At 59.1% G+C, this 15,805-nt stretch carries 13 protein-coding genes and 1 tRNA gene; all 14 read right to left on the minus strand.

The features are described 5' to 3' along the window. A partial coding sequence (locus BM186_RS25575; RefSeq protein ID WP_208606736.1) for a GTP-binding protein occupies positions 1-363 on the minus strand: 363 nt, incomplete at its 3' end. A gap of 30 nt (positions 364-393) precedes the next feature. Next, the gene (gene fusA / locus BM186_RS25580) at positions 394-2,541 is read right to left on the minus strand and encodes an elongation factor G (protein ID WP_072426374.1); all 2,148 of its coding nucleotides are present in this window, start codon (positions 2,539-2,541) and stop codon (positions 394-396) included. A 30-nt stretch (positions 2,542-2,571) separates the two neighbouring features. Next, a complete protein-coding gene (rpsG, locus tag BM186_RS25585; RefSeq protein WP_003246741.1) occupies positions 2,572-3,042 on the minus strand; it encodes a 30S ribosomal protein S7 in 471 nt (156 codons plus the stop codon). A gap of 104 nt (positions 3,043-3,146) precedes the next feature. Further along, the gene (gene rpsL, locus BM186_RS25590) at positions 3,147-3,518 is read right to left on the minus strand and encodes a 30S ribosomal protein S12 (protein WP_003463319.1); all 372 of its coding nucleotides are present in this window, start codon (positions 3,516-3,518) and stop codon (positions 3,147-3,149) included. 146 nt (positions 3,519-3,664) lie between these two features. Continuing rightward, positions 3,665-7,864, minus strand: a complete 4,200-nt coding sequence (gene rpoC / locus BM186_RS25595; RefSeq protein ID WP_017675624.1) for a DNA-directed RNA polymerase subunit beta' — start codon at positions 7,862-7,864, stop codon at positions 3,665-3,667. 63 nt (positions 7,865-7,927) lie between these two features. Next, on the minus strand, positions 7,928-12,001 hold the full coding sequence (gene rpoB / locus BM186_RS25600; RefSeq protein WP_074919223.1) for a DNA-directed RNA polymerase subunit beta: 4,074 nt from the start codon (positions 11,999-12,001) through the stop codon (positions 7,928-7,930). Between the two features lie 221 nt (positions 12,002-12,222). Beyond that, positions 12,223-12,591, minus strand: a complete 369-nt coding sequence (rplL, locus tag BM186_RS25605) for a 50S ribosomal protein L7/L12 (protein ID WP_013717352.1) — start codon at positions 12,589-12,591, stop codon at positions 12,223-12,225. Between the two features lie 80 nt (positions 12,592-12,671). Next, positions 12,672-13,172, minus strand: a complete 501-nt coding sequence (rplJ, locus tag BM186_RS25610) for a 50S ribosomal protein L10 (RefSeq protein WP_003463333.1) — start codon at positions 13,170-13,172, stop codon at positions 12,672-12,674. A 211-nt stretch (positions 13,173-13,383) separates the two neighbouring features. Continuing rightward, on the minus strand, positions 13,384-14,079 hold the full coding sequence (gene rplA / locus BM186_RS25615) for a 50S ribosomal protein L1 (RefSeq protein ID WP_017675626.1): 696 nt from the start codon (positions 14,077-14,079) through the stop codon (positions 13,384-13,386). Further along, positions 14,079-14,510, minus strand: a complete 432-nt coding sequence (gene rplK, locus BM186_RS25620) for a 50S ribosomal protein L11 (RefSeq protein WP_004373444.1) — start codon at positions 14,508-14,510, stop codon at positions 14,079-14,081. Before rplK ends, rplA begins: the two co-directional genes overlap by 1 nt. Before the next feature lie 119 nt (positions 14,511-14,629). Further along, a complete protein-coding gene (gene nusG / locus BM186_RS25625; RefSeq protein WP_004373446.1) occupies positions 14,630-15,163 on the minus strand; it encodes a transcription termination/antitermination protein NusG in 534 nt (177 codons plus the stop codon). Between the two features lie 9 nt (positions 15,164-15,172). After that, positions 15,173-15,541, minus strand: coding sequence for a preprotein translocase subunit SecE (gene secE / locus BM186_RS25630; protein WP_017675627.1), 369 nt, complete (start codon positions 15,539-15,541; stop codon positions 15,173-15,175). Positions 15,542-15,583: 42 nt separating this feature from the next. Continuing rightward, positions 15,584-15,659 (minus strand) — tRNA-Trp (locus BM186_RS25635). A gap of 53 nt (positions 15,660-15,712) precedes the next feature. Beyond that, positions 15,713-15,805: EF-Tu C-terminal domain-related protein (locus BM186_RS25640; protein ID WP_449240075.1), on the minus strand; the 93-nt coding region annotated here is incomplete at its 5' end.

The raw sequence follows: 15,805 nt of genomic DNA on the forward strand, positions 1-15,805 counted from the left end.
CAGGATGTGCTCACGGGTTTGCGGCATCGGACCGTCGGCAGCCGAGCAGACCAGGATCGCGCCGTCCATCTGGGCAGCACCGGTGATCATGTTCTTCACGTAGTCGGCGTGACCCGGGCAGTCAACGTGCGCGTAGTGACGAATGTTGGAATCGTACTCTACGTGGGCAGTGTTGATGGTGATACCACGAGCCTTCTCTTCCGGAGCGCTGTCGATCTTGTCGAAGTCAACGCGAGCGGAACCGAAAACTTCGGAGCAGACACGGGTCAGAGCAGCGGTCAGAGTGGTTTTACCGTGGTCAACGTGACCGATGGTGCCAACGTTGACGTGCGGTTTGTTACGTTCGAATTTTTCCTTAGCCACGACAGTAAACCTCTTACTTAAAGGGCGGGATTAGCCTTGTTTTTTAACCAGCGCTTCGACGATGTTCGCCGGAGCCTCTGCGTACTTGGAGAATTCCATGGAGTAGCTGGCGCGACCCTGGGACATGGAACGGACGTCGGTAGCGTAACCAAACATCTCGCCCAGCGGAACTTCGGCACGGATAACCTTACCGGACACCGAATCTTCCATACCCTGGATCAGACCACGACGACGGTTCAGGTCACCCATCACGTCACCCATGTAATCCTCAGGAGTTACCACTTCTACCTTCATGATCGGCTCAAGCACCTTACCGCCACCCTTCTGGGCCAGCTGCTTGGTCGCCATGGAGGCAGCGATCTTGAACGCCATCTCGTTGGAGTCGACGTCGTGGTAGGAACCATCGAACACGGTAGCCTTCAGGCCGATCAGCGGATAGCCGGCAACAACGCCGTTCTTCATCTGCTCTTCGATACCCTTCTGGATCGCCGGGATGTATTCCTTCGGAACCACACCACCTACGACTTCGTTGGTAAACACCAGACCCTCGGTGATGTTGCCCTTGTCGTCCACGTCCGGAGTCGAGAAACGAATCCAGCAGTGACCGAACTGACCGCGACCACCGGACTGACGAACGAACTTACCTTCGATCTCGACAGCGTCCTTGGTGATGGTTTCACGGTAGGAAACCTGCGGCTTGCCGATGTTGGCCTCGACGTTGAATTCGCGCTTCATGCGGTCAACGAGGATGTCCAGGTGCAGCTCTCCCATACCGGAGATGATGGTCTGACCGGTTTCTTCGTCAGTCTTGACGCGGAACGACGGGTCTTCCTGAGCCAGCTTGCCCAGTGCGATACCCATCTTCTCCTGGTCAGCCTTGGTTTTCGGCTCTACAGCTACCGAAATGACCGGCTCCGGGAAGTCCATGCGCTCGAGGATGATCTGCTTGTCCGGATCGCACAGGGTTTCACCGGTGGTGACGTCCTTCATGCCGATCAGAGCCGCGATGTCGCCAGCGCGCACTTCTTTGATCTCTTCACGCTGGTTGGCGTGCATCTGCACCATACGACCAACGCGCTCTTTCTTGCCTTTCACGGAGTTGATGACCGACTGGCCAGACTCCAGAACGCCCGAGTAGACGCGCACGAAGGTCAGTGTACCGACGAACGGGTCGGTAGCGATCTTGAACGCCAGAGCCGAGAACGGCTCGTTGTCGTCAGCATGACGCTCGTCGTAATCGCCTTCGGCGATTTCATCTTTCGGCTTGTCGGCCAGATCCGGGTGAATGCCCTTGATCGCAGGGATCTCGGTCGGAGCGGGCAGGAAGTCGATGACAGCATCGAGAACCAGGGGAACGCCCTTGTTCTTGAACGAGGAACCGCAGACAGCCGGCACGATCTCGCTCGCCAGAGTACGGGCGCGCAGACCAGCCTTGATGTCCTCGGCCGACAAGTCACCTTCTTCAAGGTACTTGTTCATCAGCTCTTCGTTGGCTTCGGCAGCAGCCTCAACCATGTTCGAGCGCCACTCGTTGGCCAGGTCTACCAGCTCGGCAGGAATCTCTTCCTCACGATAGGTAGTGCCCTTGTCGTCTTCGTTCCAGTAGATAGCCTTCATCTTGATCAGATCAACCTGACCTTCGAAGTTCTCTTCTGAACCGATGGCGATCTGAATCGGTACCGGGGTGTGACCCAGACGGTTCTTGATCTGACCGACGACGCGCAGGAAGTTGGCACCAGCACGGTCCATCTTGTTCACGTAAACGATACGCGGAACGCCGTACTTGTTGGCCTGACGCCATACGGTTTCGGACTGCGGCTCAACGCCCGAAGTACCACAGAACACTACGACAGCGCCGTCGAGTACGCGCAGCGAGCGCTCTACTTCGATGGTGAAGTCAACGTGACCGGGGGTATCGATGACGTTTACGCGATAGTTGTCGTACTGACCAACCGAACCTTTCCAGAAGGTGGTGATAGCAGCAGAAGTAATGGTAATACCACGCTCCTGCTCCTGAACCATCCAGTCGGTGGTCGCGGCGCCATCATGCACCTCGCCCATCTTGTGGCTCAGGCCTGTGTAGAACAGGATCCGCTCGGTAGTGGTGGTCTTGCCCGCGTCAACGTGGGCACAGATACCGATGTTACGGTAGCGGTTAATTGCTGTATTACGAGCCATAAAGCCCTCGCAAGGTTAGTGGAGCCGGAATTAGAAGCGGTAGTGCGAGAAAGCTTTGTTGGCTTCAGCCATACGGTGCACGTCTTCACGCTTCTTGACAGCAGCGCCTTTGCCTTCAGCAGCATCCAGCAACTCACCAGCCAGACGCAGAGCCATGGACTTCTCACCGCGCTTGCGCGCGTAGTCCACCAGCCAGCGCATAGCCAGGGCGTTACGACGGGAAGGACGAACTTCGACCGGAACCTGGTAGGTAGCACCGCCTACACGGCGGGACTTGACTTCGACCAGCGGAGCGATGGCGTCGAGAGCTTTCTCGAAGATCTCCAGGGGATCGCTGTTCTTGCGTGCTTTGACAGTGTCCAGAGCACCGTAAACGATGCGTTCGGCCACGGCCTTCTTGCCGCTTTCCATCACGTGGTTCATGAATTTGGCGAGGATCTGACTTCCGTATTTCGGATCGTCCAGGATCTCACGCTTTGCTGCTACACGACGTCTTGGCATTGATAAGCCCTCAAACGGTCTTCAGGTTAGCTCGGGACCAACAGCGAAAGCCGCGCCCGACCTTACTCTTATCGACTCAACTAAATAAAAAGGATCAAGCAGCCTTATTTCGGACGCTTGGTACCGTACTTGGAACGACCCTGCTTACGGTCTTTGACGCCGGAGGTATCCAGCGAACCACGCACGGTGTGGTAGCGCACACCCGGAAGGTCTTTTACACGACCGCCACGGATCAGCACGACGCTGTGCTCTTGCAGGTTGTGGCCTTCACCACCGATGTACGAGGAAACCTCGAAACCGTTGGTCAGACGCACACGGCATACTTTACGCAGTGCCGAGTTAGGTTTTTTCGGCGTAGTGGTGTACACGCGAGTGCACACGCCACGACGCTGCGGGCAGTTCTGCAGCGCAGGCACGTCGGATTTCTCGACGATACGCTTACGCGGCTGACGTACCAGCTGGTTGATAGTTGCCATCTACTAGCTCCACTGTTGTCTTTCGACGCTCACAAATAAAGATGGCAGAGCACAGCGCCCTGCCAAATTTAGGGGTGCATGAGTCTAAAGAGACTCAAACCCCCAGTCAAGACAAAGCCCCGCTGGCAAACCAGCGAGGCTTCGACTCAATTTCCGCTGGAGTTCAGCGCTTCGGTCAGTGCGGCTTCCACCTCACTGGCGCTGACTCGTACCGGCTTGTCTGCATCACGCTTGCGCTTGCGCTCGCTGTGATAGGCCAGACCGGTACCGGCCGGGATCAGACGACCCACGACCACGTTCTCTTTCAGACCCCGCAGGTAGTCGCGCTTGCCAGTAACCGCCGCCTCGGTGAGGACGCGAGTGGTTTCCTGGAAGGACGCTGCCGAGATGAACGACTCGGTGGACAGCGACGCCTTGGTGATACCCAGCAGTACGCGGGTGTACTTGGCGACGAACTTGTCCTCTTCGGCCAGACGCTCGTTCTCGCCCAGAACCTGGGTGAGCTCCATCTGATCGCCCTTGATGAAGGACGAATCGCCGGACTCGCTGACTTCGACCTTACGCAGCATCTGACGCAGGATGGTCTCGATGTGCTTGTCGTTGATCTTCACGCCCTGCAGACGGTAAACGTCCTGGATCTCGTTGACGATGTACTTGGCCAGCGCGCTCACACCCAGCAGACGCAGGATATCGTGCGGATCGCTCGGACCGTCGGAGATAACTTCGCCGCGGTTCACTTGTTCGCCTTCGAAGACGTTCAGGTGACGCCACTTCGGAATCAGCTCCTCGTACGGATCACTGCCATCGGTCGGGGTGATGACCAGACGGCGCTTGCCCTTGGTCTCTTTACCGAACGAGATGGTGCCGCTGATTTCCGCCAGGATCGAAGCTTCCTTCGGACGACGGGCTTCGAACAGGTCGGCAACGCGCGGCAGACCACCGGTGATGTCGCGAGTCTTCGAGGTCTCTTGCGGGATACGGGCGATAACGTCACCGACCGCGATCTGCGCACCGTCAGCCACACCGACCAGGGCGTTGGCTGGCAGGAAGTACTGAGCGGGAACGTCGGTACCCGGCAGCAGCAGTTCCTTGCCGTTGGCATCGACCATCTTGATGGCCGGACGAATGTCCTTGCCAGCAGCCGGACGATCCTTCGGATCGAGAACCTCGATGTTGGTCAGACCGGTCAGTTCGTCGGTCTGGCGCTTGATGGTGATGCCCTCCTCCATGCCGACGAAGGTCACGGTACCCTTCATTTCGGTCACGATCGGGTGGGTGTGCGGGTCCCACTTGGCGACGATGGCGCCAGCGTCGACCTTGTCGCCTTCCTTCACGGAAATCACGGCACCGTACGGCAGCTTGTAACGCTCGCGCTCGCGACCGAACTCGTCAGCCACAGCCAGCTCGCCGGAGCGGGAAACCGCTACCAGGTTGCCGTCCACGCGCTCGACGTGCTTCAGGTTGTGCAGGCGGATCGCACCACCGTTCTTCACCTGGACGCTGTCGGCAGCCGAAGTACGGCTTGCAGCACCACCGATGTGGAAGGTACGCATGGTCAGCTGGGTACCCGGCTCACCGATGGACTGCGCTGCGATAACGCCGACCGCCTCACCGATGTTGACCTGGTGACCACGGGCCAGATCGCGGCCGTAGCACTTGGCGCAGATGCCGAAGCGGGTTTCGCAGGTGATCGGCGAACGCACGACTACTTCGTCGACGCTGTTCAGCTCGATGAACTCGACCCACTGCTCGTCGATCAGGGTACCGGCCGGGACGATAACGTCCTCGGTGCCTGGCTTGAACACGTCCTTGGCAATCACTCGACCCAGTACGCGCTCACCCAGCGGCTCGACGACATCGCCGCCTTCGATGTGCGGCGTCATCAGCAGACCGTGCTCGGTACCGCAATCGATCTCGGTCACCACCAGATCCTGCGCCACGTCGACCAGACGACGGGTCAGGTAACCGGAGTTCGCGGTCTTCAGTGCGGTATCCGCCAGCCCCTTACGAGCACCGTGGGTGGAGATGAAGTACTGCAGAACCGACAGACCTTCGCGGAAGTTCGCGGTGATCGGCGTTTCGATGATGGAGCCGTCCGGCTTGGCCATCAGACCACGCATACCGGCCAGCTGACGGATCTGGGCGGCGCTACCACGAGCACCGGAGTCCGCCATCATGTACATGGAGTTGAAGGACTCCTGCTCGACGGTCTTGCCTTCGCGATCGACAACCGGCTCTTTCGAGAGGTTGGCCATCATCGCCTTGGACACTTCATCGTTGGCCTTCGACCAGAGGTCGATCACCTTGTTGTACTTCTCGCCCTGGGTAACCAGGCCGGAGGCGTACTGCGATTCGATTTCCTTCACTTCCTCGGTGGCGGCGTCGATGATGCGCGCCTTCTCGTCCGGGATGACGAAGTCGTTCACGCCGATCGACACACCGGAGATGGTCGAGTAAGCGAAACCGGTGTACATCAGCTGGTCAGCGAAGATGACGGTGTCCTTCAGACCAACGGTGCGGTAGCACTGGTTGATCAGCTTGGAGATCGCCTTCTTCTTCATCGACTGGTTGACCACGTCGTAAGACAGGCCGGCCGGTACGATCTGGAACAGCAGCGCGCGGCCGACGGTGGTGTCGACGATGCGGGTGTTCTTGGTGATCGAACCATCTTTCTCTTTGATGGTTTCGTTGATACGCACTTTCACGCGGGCGTGCAGGGACGCTTCGCCGGCGCGGAACACGCGATCGACTTCCTGCAGGTCGGCGAATACGCGACCTTCGCCCTTGGCGTTCACGGCTTCACGGGTCATGTAGTACAGACCCAGTACAACGTCCTGCGACGGCACGATGATCGGCTCACCGTTGGCGGGCGAGAGGATGTTGTTGGTCGACATCATCAGCGCGCGCGCTTCGAGCTGGGCTTCCAGCGTCAGCGGCACGTGAACGGCCATCTGGTCACCGTCGAAGTCGGCGTTGTACGCGGCGCAGACCAGCGGGTGCAGCTGGATCGCCTTACCTTCGATCAGTACCGGCTCGAACGCCTGGATGCCCAGACGGTGCAGAGTCGGTGCACGGTTGAGCAGGACGGGGTGTTCGCGAATCACTTCAGCGAGAACGTCCCACACTTCCGGCAGCTCGCGCTCGACCATCTTCTTCGCAGCCTTGATGGTGGTCGCCAGACCACGCATTTCCAGCTTGCCGAAAATGAACGGTTTGAACAGCTCCAGGGCCATCTTCTTCGGCAGGCCGCACTGGTGCAGGCGCAGGGTCGGACCCACGGTGATCACGGAACGACCGGAGTAGTCCACGCGCTTACCGAGCAGGTTCTGACGGAAGCGACCTTGCTTACCTTTGATCATGTCGGCCAGCGACTTCAGCGGACGCTTGTTCGAGCCAGTGATGGCGCGACCGCGACGGCCGTTGTCGAGCAGGGCGTCGACCGCTTCCTGCAGCATGCGCTTTTCGTTGCGCACGATGATGTCCGGCGCGGACAGATCGAGCAGGCGCTTGAGACGGTTGTTACGGTTGATCACGCGGCGATACAGATCGTTCAGATCGGAAGTCGCGAAGCGGCCACCATCCAGCGGTACCAGCGGACGCAGATCCGGCGGCAGAACCGGCAGAACGGTCAGCACCATCCATTCCGGCAGGTTGCCGGAGTCCTTGAAGGCTTCCATCAGCTTCAGGCGCTTGGACAGCTTCTTGATCTTGGTCTCGGAGTTGGTCTGCGGAATCTCTTCACGCAGGCGGCCGATCTCGTGATCCAGGTCGATGGCGTGCAGCAGCTCACGCACGGCTTCGGCGCCCATGCGCGCGTCGAAGTCGTCACCGAACTCTTCGAGGGCTTCGAAGTACTGTTCGTCGTTCAGCAGCTGACCCTTCTCGAGGGTGGTCATGCCCGGATCGATTACGACGTAGCTCTCGAAATAGAGCACGCGCTCGATATCACGCAGGGTCATGTCCATCAGCAGGCCGATACGGGACGGCAGCGACTTCAGGAACCAGATGTGGGCAACCGGCGAGGCCAGTTCGATGTGCGCCATGCGCTCACGACGAACCTTGGCCAGCGCCACTTCAACGCCGCACTTCTCGCAGATCACACCGCGGTGCTTGAGGCGCTTGTACTTGCCGCACAGGCACTCGTAGTCCTTGACCGGGCCAAAGATCTTGGCGCAGAACAGGCCGTCACGCTCTGGCTTGAAGGTACGGTAGTTGATGGTTTCCGGCTTTTTAACTTCACCGAACGACCACGAACGGATCATCTCAGGCGAGGCCAATCCGATACGGATGGCGTCGAACTCTTCGATCTGACCCTGGTTTTTCAGCAAATTCAGTAGGTCTTTCAAGGCCTTTCCTCCTGGCGGAGCGGGCAGCGGGCTGGACTAGCCCCGCTGCCGATTCACGTCGTGTTATTCGGTTTCCAGATCGATATCGATGCCGAGCGAACGGATCTCTTTGATCAGTACGTTGAAGGACTCGGGCATGCCCGGCTCCATACGGTGATCGCCATCCACGATGTTCTTGTACATCTTGGTACGGCCGTTCACGTCGTCCGACTTCACGGTCAGCATTTCCTGCAGGGTGTAGGCGGCGCCATAGGCTTCCAGTGCCCAGACCTCCATCTCCCCGAAACGCTGACCACCGAACTGCGCCTTACCACCCAGCGGCTGCTGGGTAACCAGGCTGTAGGAACCAGTGGAACGGGCGTGCATCTTGTCGTCCACCAGGTGGTTCAGTTTGAGCATGTACATGTAGCCGACGGTGGTCGGGCGCTCGAACTGGTTACCGGTACGACCGTCGAACAGGCGCATCTGGCCGCTCTCCGGCAGATCAGCCAGCTTCAGCATGGCCTTGATCTCGGTTTCCTTGGCGCCGTCGAACACGGCAGTCGCCATCGGTACACCGCCTTTGAGGTTCTTCGCCAGCTCGAGGATCTCGGTATCGGAGAACTCGTCGAGGTTTTCCTGACGGCCACCGATCTCGTTGTAGATCTCGGCGAGGAACTTGCGCAGCTCGGCGATCTTGCGCTGCTCTTCGAGCATGCGATTGATCTTCTCGCCCAGGCCTTTGGCCGCGAGGCCGAGGTGGGTTTCGAGGATCTGACCGACGTTCATACGCGACGGAACGCCCAGCGGGTTCAACACGATGTCGACCGGCGTACCGTTGGCGTCATGCGGCATGTCTTCGACCGGCATGATCACCGAGACCACACCCTTGTTACCGTGACGACCGGCCATCTTGTCACCCGGCTGGATGCGACGGCGGATGGCCAGGTAAACCTTGACGATCTTCAGTACGCCCGGCGCCAGGTCATCGCCCTGCTGCAGCTTGCGCTTCTTGTCTTCGAACTTGTCGTCGAGCATCTGACGGCGGTCGGAGATGTAGGCCTGAGCCTTCTCCAGCTGCTCGTTCAGGGCGTCGTCGGCCATGCGCAGTTTGAACCACTGGCCACGCTCGAGACCGTCGAGGAACTCGTCGGTGATCGCGGTGCCTTTCTTCAGACCAGCGCCGCCTTCGGCGATAGCGCCAACCAGAGCGGAACGCAGACGCTCGAAGGTCGCGCCTTCGACGATGCGGAACTCTTCGTTGAGGTCCTTGCGGATCTCGTCCAGCTGCATCTTCTCGATGGACAGGGCGCGCGAGTCGCGCTCCACGCCATCACGGGTGAAGACCTGCACGTCTATGACGGTACCCTTGGTGCCAGTCGGCACACGCAGGGAGGTGTCTTTAACGTCAGACGCCTTTTCACCGAAGATCGCACGCAGCAGCTTCTCTTCCGGCGTCAGTTGGGTCTCGCCTTTCGGGGTGACCTTACCAACCAGAATGTCGCCCGGGCCGACTTCGGCGCCGACGTAGACGATACCGGCTTCGTCCAGTTTGTTCAGGGCAGCTTCGCCAACGTTCGGGATGTCAGAGGAGATTTCCTCTGGGCCGAGCTTGGTGTCACGCGCCACACAGGTCAGTTCCTGAATGTGGATGGTGGTGAAGCGGTCTTCCTGAACCACGCGCTCGGACAGGCAGATGGAGTCTTCGAAGTTGAAGCCGTTCCAGGGCATGAACGCAACGCGCATGTTCTGACCCAGCGCCAGTTCACCCATGTCGGTGGACGGGCCGTCAGCCATGATGTCGCTACGCGCCACCTTGTCACCTTTGCTCACCAGCGGACGCTGGTTGATGCAGGTGTTCTGGTTGGAGCGGGTGTATTTGGTCAGGTTGTAGATGTCGACACCGGCTTCGCCAGTTTCGACTTCGTCATCGTTGACACGCACCACGATACGGCTGGCGTCGACGGAGTCGATCACACCACCACGACGGGCCACGACGCAGACACCGGAGTCACGGGCGACGTTGCGCTCCATGCCGGTACCTACCAGCGGCTTGTCGGCACGCAGGGTCGGCACAGCCTGGCGCTGCATGTTCGAACCCATGAGGGCGCGGTTGGCGTCGTCGTGCTCGAGGAACGGAATCAGCGAGGCAGCGACGGAAACGACCTGCTTCGGCGAAACGTCCATCAGGGTGACGTCTTCCGGTGCCTTGACGGTGAATTCGTTGAGGTGACGTACGGCTACCAGCTCATCGATCAGCTGCCCCTTGTCGTTCAGGGTCGCGGATGCCTGGGCGATCACATGGTCGGCTTCTTCGATGGCGGACAGGAACACGATCTCGTCGGTGACCTTGCCTTCCTTGACCACGCGGTACGGGCTTTCCAGGAAGCCGTACTGGTTGGTGCGGGCATAGGCCGCCAGGGAGTTGATCAGACCGATGTTCGGACCTTCAGGAGTTTCGATCGGGCACACGCGACCGTAGTGGGTCGGGTGTACGTCGCGGACTTCGAAGCCTGCGCGCTCACGGGTCAGGCCACCTGGGCCGAGTGCAGAGACGCGGCGCTTGTGGGTGATCTCGGACAGCGGGTTGTTCTGGTCCATGAACTGCGAGAGCTGGCTGGAACCGAAGAACTCCTTCACCGCTGCCGCAACCGGCTTGGCGTTGATCAGGTCTTGCGGCATCAGGCCTTCACTTTCGGCCATCGACAGACGTTCCTTGACCGCGCGCTCTACACGCACCAGGCCAACGCGGAACTGGTTCTCGGCCATCTCGCCGACGCAACGTACGCGACGGTTACCCAGGTGGTCGATGTCGTCGACGATGCCCTTGCCGTTACGGATGTCGACCAGGGTCTTCAGTACGGCAACGATGTCTTCCTTGCTCAGCACGCCCGAACCTTCGATCTCGGTACGACCGATACGACGGTTGAACTTCATGCGGCCAACGGCGGACAGGTCGTAACGCTCGGCGCTGAAGAACAGGTTATTGAACAGGGTCTCGGCAGCATCCTTGGTTGGCGGCTCGCCAGGACGCATCATGCGGTAGATCTCGACCAGTGCTTCCAACTGATTGGTAGTACTGTCGATCTTCAGCGTGTCGCTGATGAACGGGCCGCAGTCGATGTCATTGGTGTACAGGGTCTCGAAGCGAACCACCTGCGCCTTGGCCATCTTGACCAGCAGGTCGGCGGTCAGCTCGGTGTTGCACTCGGCGATGATTTCGCCGGTAGCCGGGTGCACGATCGCCTTGGCAGTGGTACGGCCAATGACGTAGTCGAGCGGAACTTCCAGCTCCTTGATGCCAGCCTTGTCCAGCTGGTTGATGTGGCGAGCCGTGATACGACGGCCCTGTTCCACGATCACCTTGCCGCTGCCGTCCTTGATGTCGAGAACGGCGACTTCGCCGCGCAGACGCTGCGGAACCAGCTCCAGGCTCAGGCTCTCGCCCTTCACATGGAAGACGTTGGTGTCATAGAAGGCATCCAGTACTTCTTCGGTGCTGTAGCCCAGCGCGCGCAGCAGGACGGAAGCCGGCAGTTTGCGGCGACGGTCGATACGCACGAATACCGCGTCCTTCGGATCGAACTCGAAGTCCAGCCAGGAACCGCGGTACGGAATGATGCGAGCGGAGTACAGCAGCTTGCCCGAGCTGTGGGTCTTGCCACGGTCGTGGTCGAAGAACACACCCGGCGAACGGTGCAGCTGGGACACGATCACACGCTCGGTACCGTTGATGACGAAGGTACCGTTCTCGGTCATGAGCGGAATCTCGCCCATGTACACTTCCTGCTCTTTGATGTCCTTGATCGCTTTGTTCGACGATTCTTTGTCGAAAATGATCAGGCGCACTTTCACGCGCAGCGGCACGGCGAAGGTCACGCCACGCAGGACGCACTCCTTGACGTCGAACGCCGGCTCGCCCAGGCGATAGCCGACGTACTCCAGGGCGGCGTTGCCGGAGTAGCTGATGATCGGGAATACCGATTTGAAGGCCGCATGCAGGCCGATGTCGCGGAACTGTTCCTTGCTCACCCCTTGCTGCAGGAATTCGCGGTACGAATCCAGCTGGATGGCCAGGAGGTAAGGCACATCCATGACATCCGGCAACTTGCTAAAGTCCTTGCGGATACGTTTTTTCTCAGTGTATGAGTAAGCCATCAGCGTTCCCCAGCTTGGTCACCTGCTTGTTTGGCCAGCGCCGGCGGCGGTGACCAGAAAATCGTGCAAACCCTCGGTTTGCAACCGCCTCTCGGGCGGGATCTTTTCGGCTCCAGGCCGGCTGTTGAACAGCCAACCTAGAACGGAAAAAGGCCGGTGGCAAAAGCCACCAGCCATCAGCCTTGTGCGAGTCGCTCGGGCTGTAGACGCAAGGTACGAACTTACTTGAGCTCGACCTTGGCGCCAGCTTCTTCCAGCTTCTTCTTGGCGTCTTCAGCAGCTTCTTTGGTCAGACCTTCAGCGATGACCTGAGGAGCGGTATCAACCTTCTCCTTGGCTTCTTTCAGGCCCAGACCGGTCAGCTCGCGAACAGCCTTGATCACGTTCACTTTCTTGTCGCCGGCTTCAGCCAGGACAACGTTGAACTCGGTCTGCTCTTCGACAGCGGCAGCGGCAGCAGCCGGGCCGGCGGCAACAGCGGCAGCAGCGGTAACGCCGAAGGTTTCTTCCATCGCCTTGATCAGCTCAACGATTTCCATAACGGATTTCTGGCCGATAGCTTCGATGATTTGCTCGTTAGTCAGAGACATGACTATCAATTCCTGTATTGGGGTGACGGCCTACGCGACCATCAAATTAAACGTTTGATTTCGAAAGGGCTCACGCTGCCTTAGGCAGCAGCAGCTTCTTTCTGGTCGCGAATGGCTGCCAGAGTGCGAGCGAGTTTGCTGGTGGCGCCTTGAATAACGCTCATCAGCTGGGCGATGCCCTCGTCGCGGGTCGGCAGACTTGCCAGTACGTCGATCTGGTTTGCTGCGAGGTACTTGCCCTCGAACGCAGCTGCCTTGATCTCGAACTTGTCCTGACCCTTGGCGAACTCCTTGAACAGACGAGCAGCAGCGCCCGGGTGTTCGTTGGAGAATGCGATCAGGGTCGGGCCTTTGAACACGTCGTTGAGCACGTCGAACTGAGTGCCTTCAACGGCGCGCTTGAGCAGGGTGTTACGCACAACTTTCACGTACACACCAGCTTCGCGGGCCTCTTTACGGAGTCCGGTCATTGCGCCGACGGTCACGCCACGGGCATCAGCCACGACAGCGGACAGACCGGCTTTGGCAGCCTCGTTGACTTCAGCGACGATGGCCTTCTTGTCTTCGAGTTTAATTGCCACGGGTTTACTCCTGGTTTTTACCGTATCGCCGAACCGGAGTTCGGCGGCGTTTTGGTGTCTGATTCGGTAACGAATCGGGAGCACCATCTGCGTAGGCCATCAGGCGAACCTGACATTTAAAACGCGAGTCACCTACGGTCTTGGATAGCCCCCGCCAGGCAGGGACCCCAATCTTTCAAAGCCGGCAGCCCATGGCTACCGGCCCAATCACTTACGCGTCGAGCGAAGCCTGATCGATGATCAGACCCGGACCCATGGTGGTGCTCAGGGTCACGCGCTTGACGTAGATACCTTTCGAGGTCGACGGCTTCAGACGCTTCAGGTCGGACAGCAGGGCTTCCACGTTCTGCTTCAGCGCAGCGGCTTCGAAGCCGACCTTGCCAACGGAGGTGTGGATGATGCCGTTCTTGTCGGTACGGAAACGCACCTGACCAGCCTTGGCGTTCTTGACAGCGGTAGCGACGTCCGGAGTAACGGTGCCGACTTTCGGGTTCGGCATCAGACCGCGCGGGCCCAGTACCTGGCCCAACTGGCCAACGACGCGCATGGCGTCCGGGGAAGCGATGACCACGTCGTAGTTCAGATCGCCTGCCTTCATTTCGGCAGCCAGATCGTCCATACCAACCTTGTCAGCACCGGCAGCCAGAGCAGCTTCAGCGCCCGGACCCTGGGTGAACACGGCAACGCGTACGGTCTTGCCAGTGCCGTTCGGCAGAACGGTGGCGCCACGTACAACCTGGTCGGATTTACGCGGATCTACACCCAGGTTCACGGCGACGTCGAAGGACTCGGTGAACTTGACGGCAGACAGCTCGGCCAGCAGGCCGGCAGCTTCTTCGAAGGTGTAGGCCTTGCCGGCTTCAACCTTGGCCGCGATGGCCTTTTGGCGCTTGGTCAACTTAGCCATTACACACCCTCCACGTTCAGGCCCATGCTACGAGCGGAGCCGGCGATGGTGCGCACGGCCGCATCCAGGTCAGCGGCAGTCAGATCAGCCTGCTTGGTCTTGGCGATCTCTTCCAGCTGAGCACGGGTAACGGTGCCTACTTTGACGGTGTTCGGACGAGCGGAACCGCTGGTCAGGCCGGCGGCCTTCTTCAGCAGTACCGATGCCGGGGTGCTCTTGGTTTCAAAGGTGAAGCTGCGGTCGCTGTAAACGGTGATGATCACAGGAGTCGGCAGACCAGGTTCCATGCCCTGAGTCTTGGCGTTGAACGCCTTGCAGAATTCCATGATGTTCACGCCGTGCTGACCCAGAGCGGGGCCGACGGGTGGCGACGGGTTTGCCTGACCGGCTTTAACCTGCAGCTTGATATAAGCCTGAATCTTCTTAGCCATTAGCTACTCCAATTTCGGGTTCGAACGCCTGACGGCTCCCCGAGGTTACTTACGCATTTATCCCAGTGACGACAAAACCCCGCAGCCTAAGGCTGCGGGGTGAGGGATGCTTATGTCAGTTATGCCTTCTCGACCTGACTGAACTCCAGCTCGACCGGGGTGGAGCGACCGAAAATGGTCACAGCAACCTGGATGCGGCTCTTCTCGTAATTCACTTCTTCGACCACACCACCGAAATCGGCGAACGGGCCATCGACAACTCGTACCATCTCGCCCGGCTCGAACAGCGTCTTCGGCTTGGGCTTGTCACCACTATCGGCAACACGACGCAGGATGGCTTCAGCTTCTTTCTCGGTGATCGGCGCCGGCTTATCGGCCGTACCACCAATGAAGCCCATGACGCGCGGCGTATCCTTGATCAAGTGCCAAGTCGCCTCGTTCATTTCCATCTGCACCAAAACATAGCCAGGGAAGAACTTGCGCTCACTCTTGCGCTTCTGACCATTGCGCATCTCGACCACCTCTTCAGTGGGAACGAGAATCTCGCCAAAGTCATCTTCCATACCAGCCAGCTTCACGCGCTCGATGAGCGAGCGCATCACATGCTTCTCGTAACCCGAGTAGGCATGCACGACGTACCAACGCTTAGCCACGAGACACCCTTAACCAACAATCAGGGAAACAAGCCAACCGAGCAGGGAATCAAGCCCCCACAGCAGCAGCGCCATCACCAGGACCACCGCAACCACGATCAAGGTGGTCTGCATGGTTTCCTGACGGGTCGGCCAAACAACCTTACGAATCTCGACGCGCGCTTCCTTCAGCAGCACCGCGAACGCTTGACCACGAGCAGTCTGAAACGCCACGAAAGCAGCAACAGCACCCAACGCAACCAAGCCCAGAACGCGATACAGAACCGGCTCAGCAGAGAAGTACTGATTACCGACAACACCCACAGCAACCAGGGCAGCGACAACCAGCCACTTGACCAGATCAAAGCGAGAGTCTTTGGCTTCAGCCTTAACATTCATTCGAGAGGATCCTGTGAAAGACACGCCAGATTCGTTAGAAAATGGCAGGTCAGGAGGGAATCGAACCCCCAACCTGCGGTTTTGGAGACCGCCGCTCTGCCAATTGAGCTACTGACCTAAAGCAAAATCAGGCCGACCATTATGCCGGCCTGAGAGGAACAGATCAACCGATTACTCGACGATCTTGGCAACCACGCCAGCACCAACGGTACGGCCGCCTTCGCGAATCGCGAAACGCAGACCATCTTCCATGGCGATCGGCTT

The organism is Ectopseudomonas toyotomiensis (assembly GCF_900115695.1).
GTDB lineage: Bacteria > Pseudomonadota > Gammaproteobacteria > Pseudomonadales > Pseudomonadaceae > Aquipseudomonas > Aquipseudomonas toyotomiensis.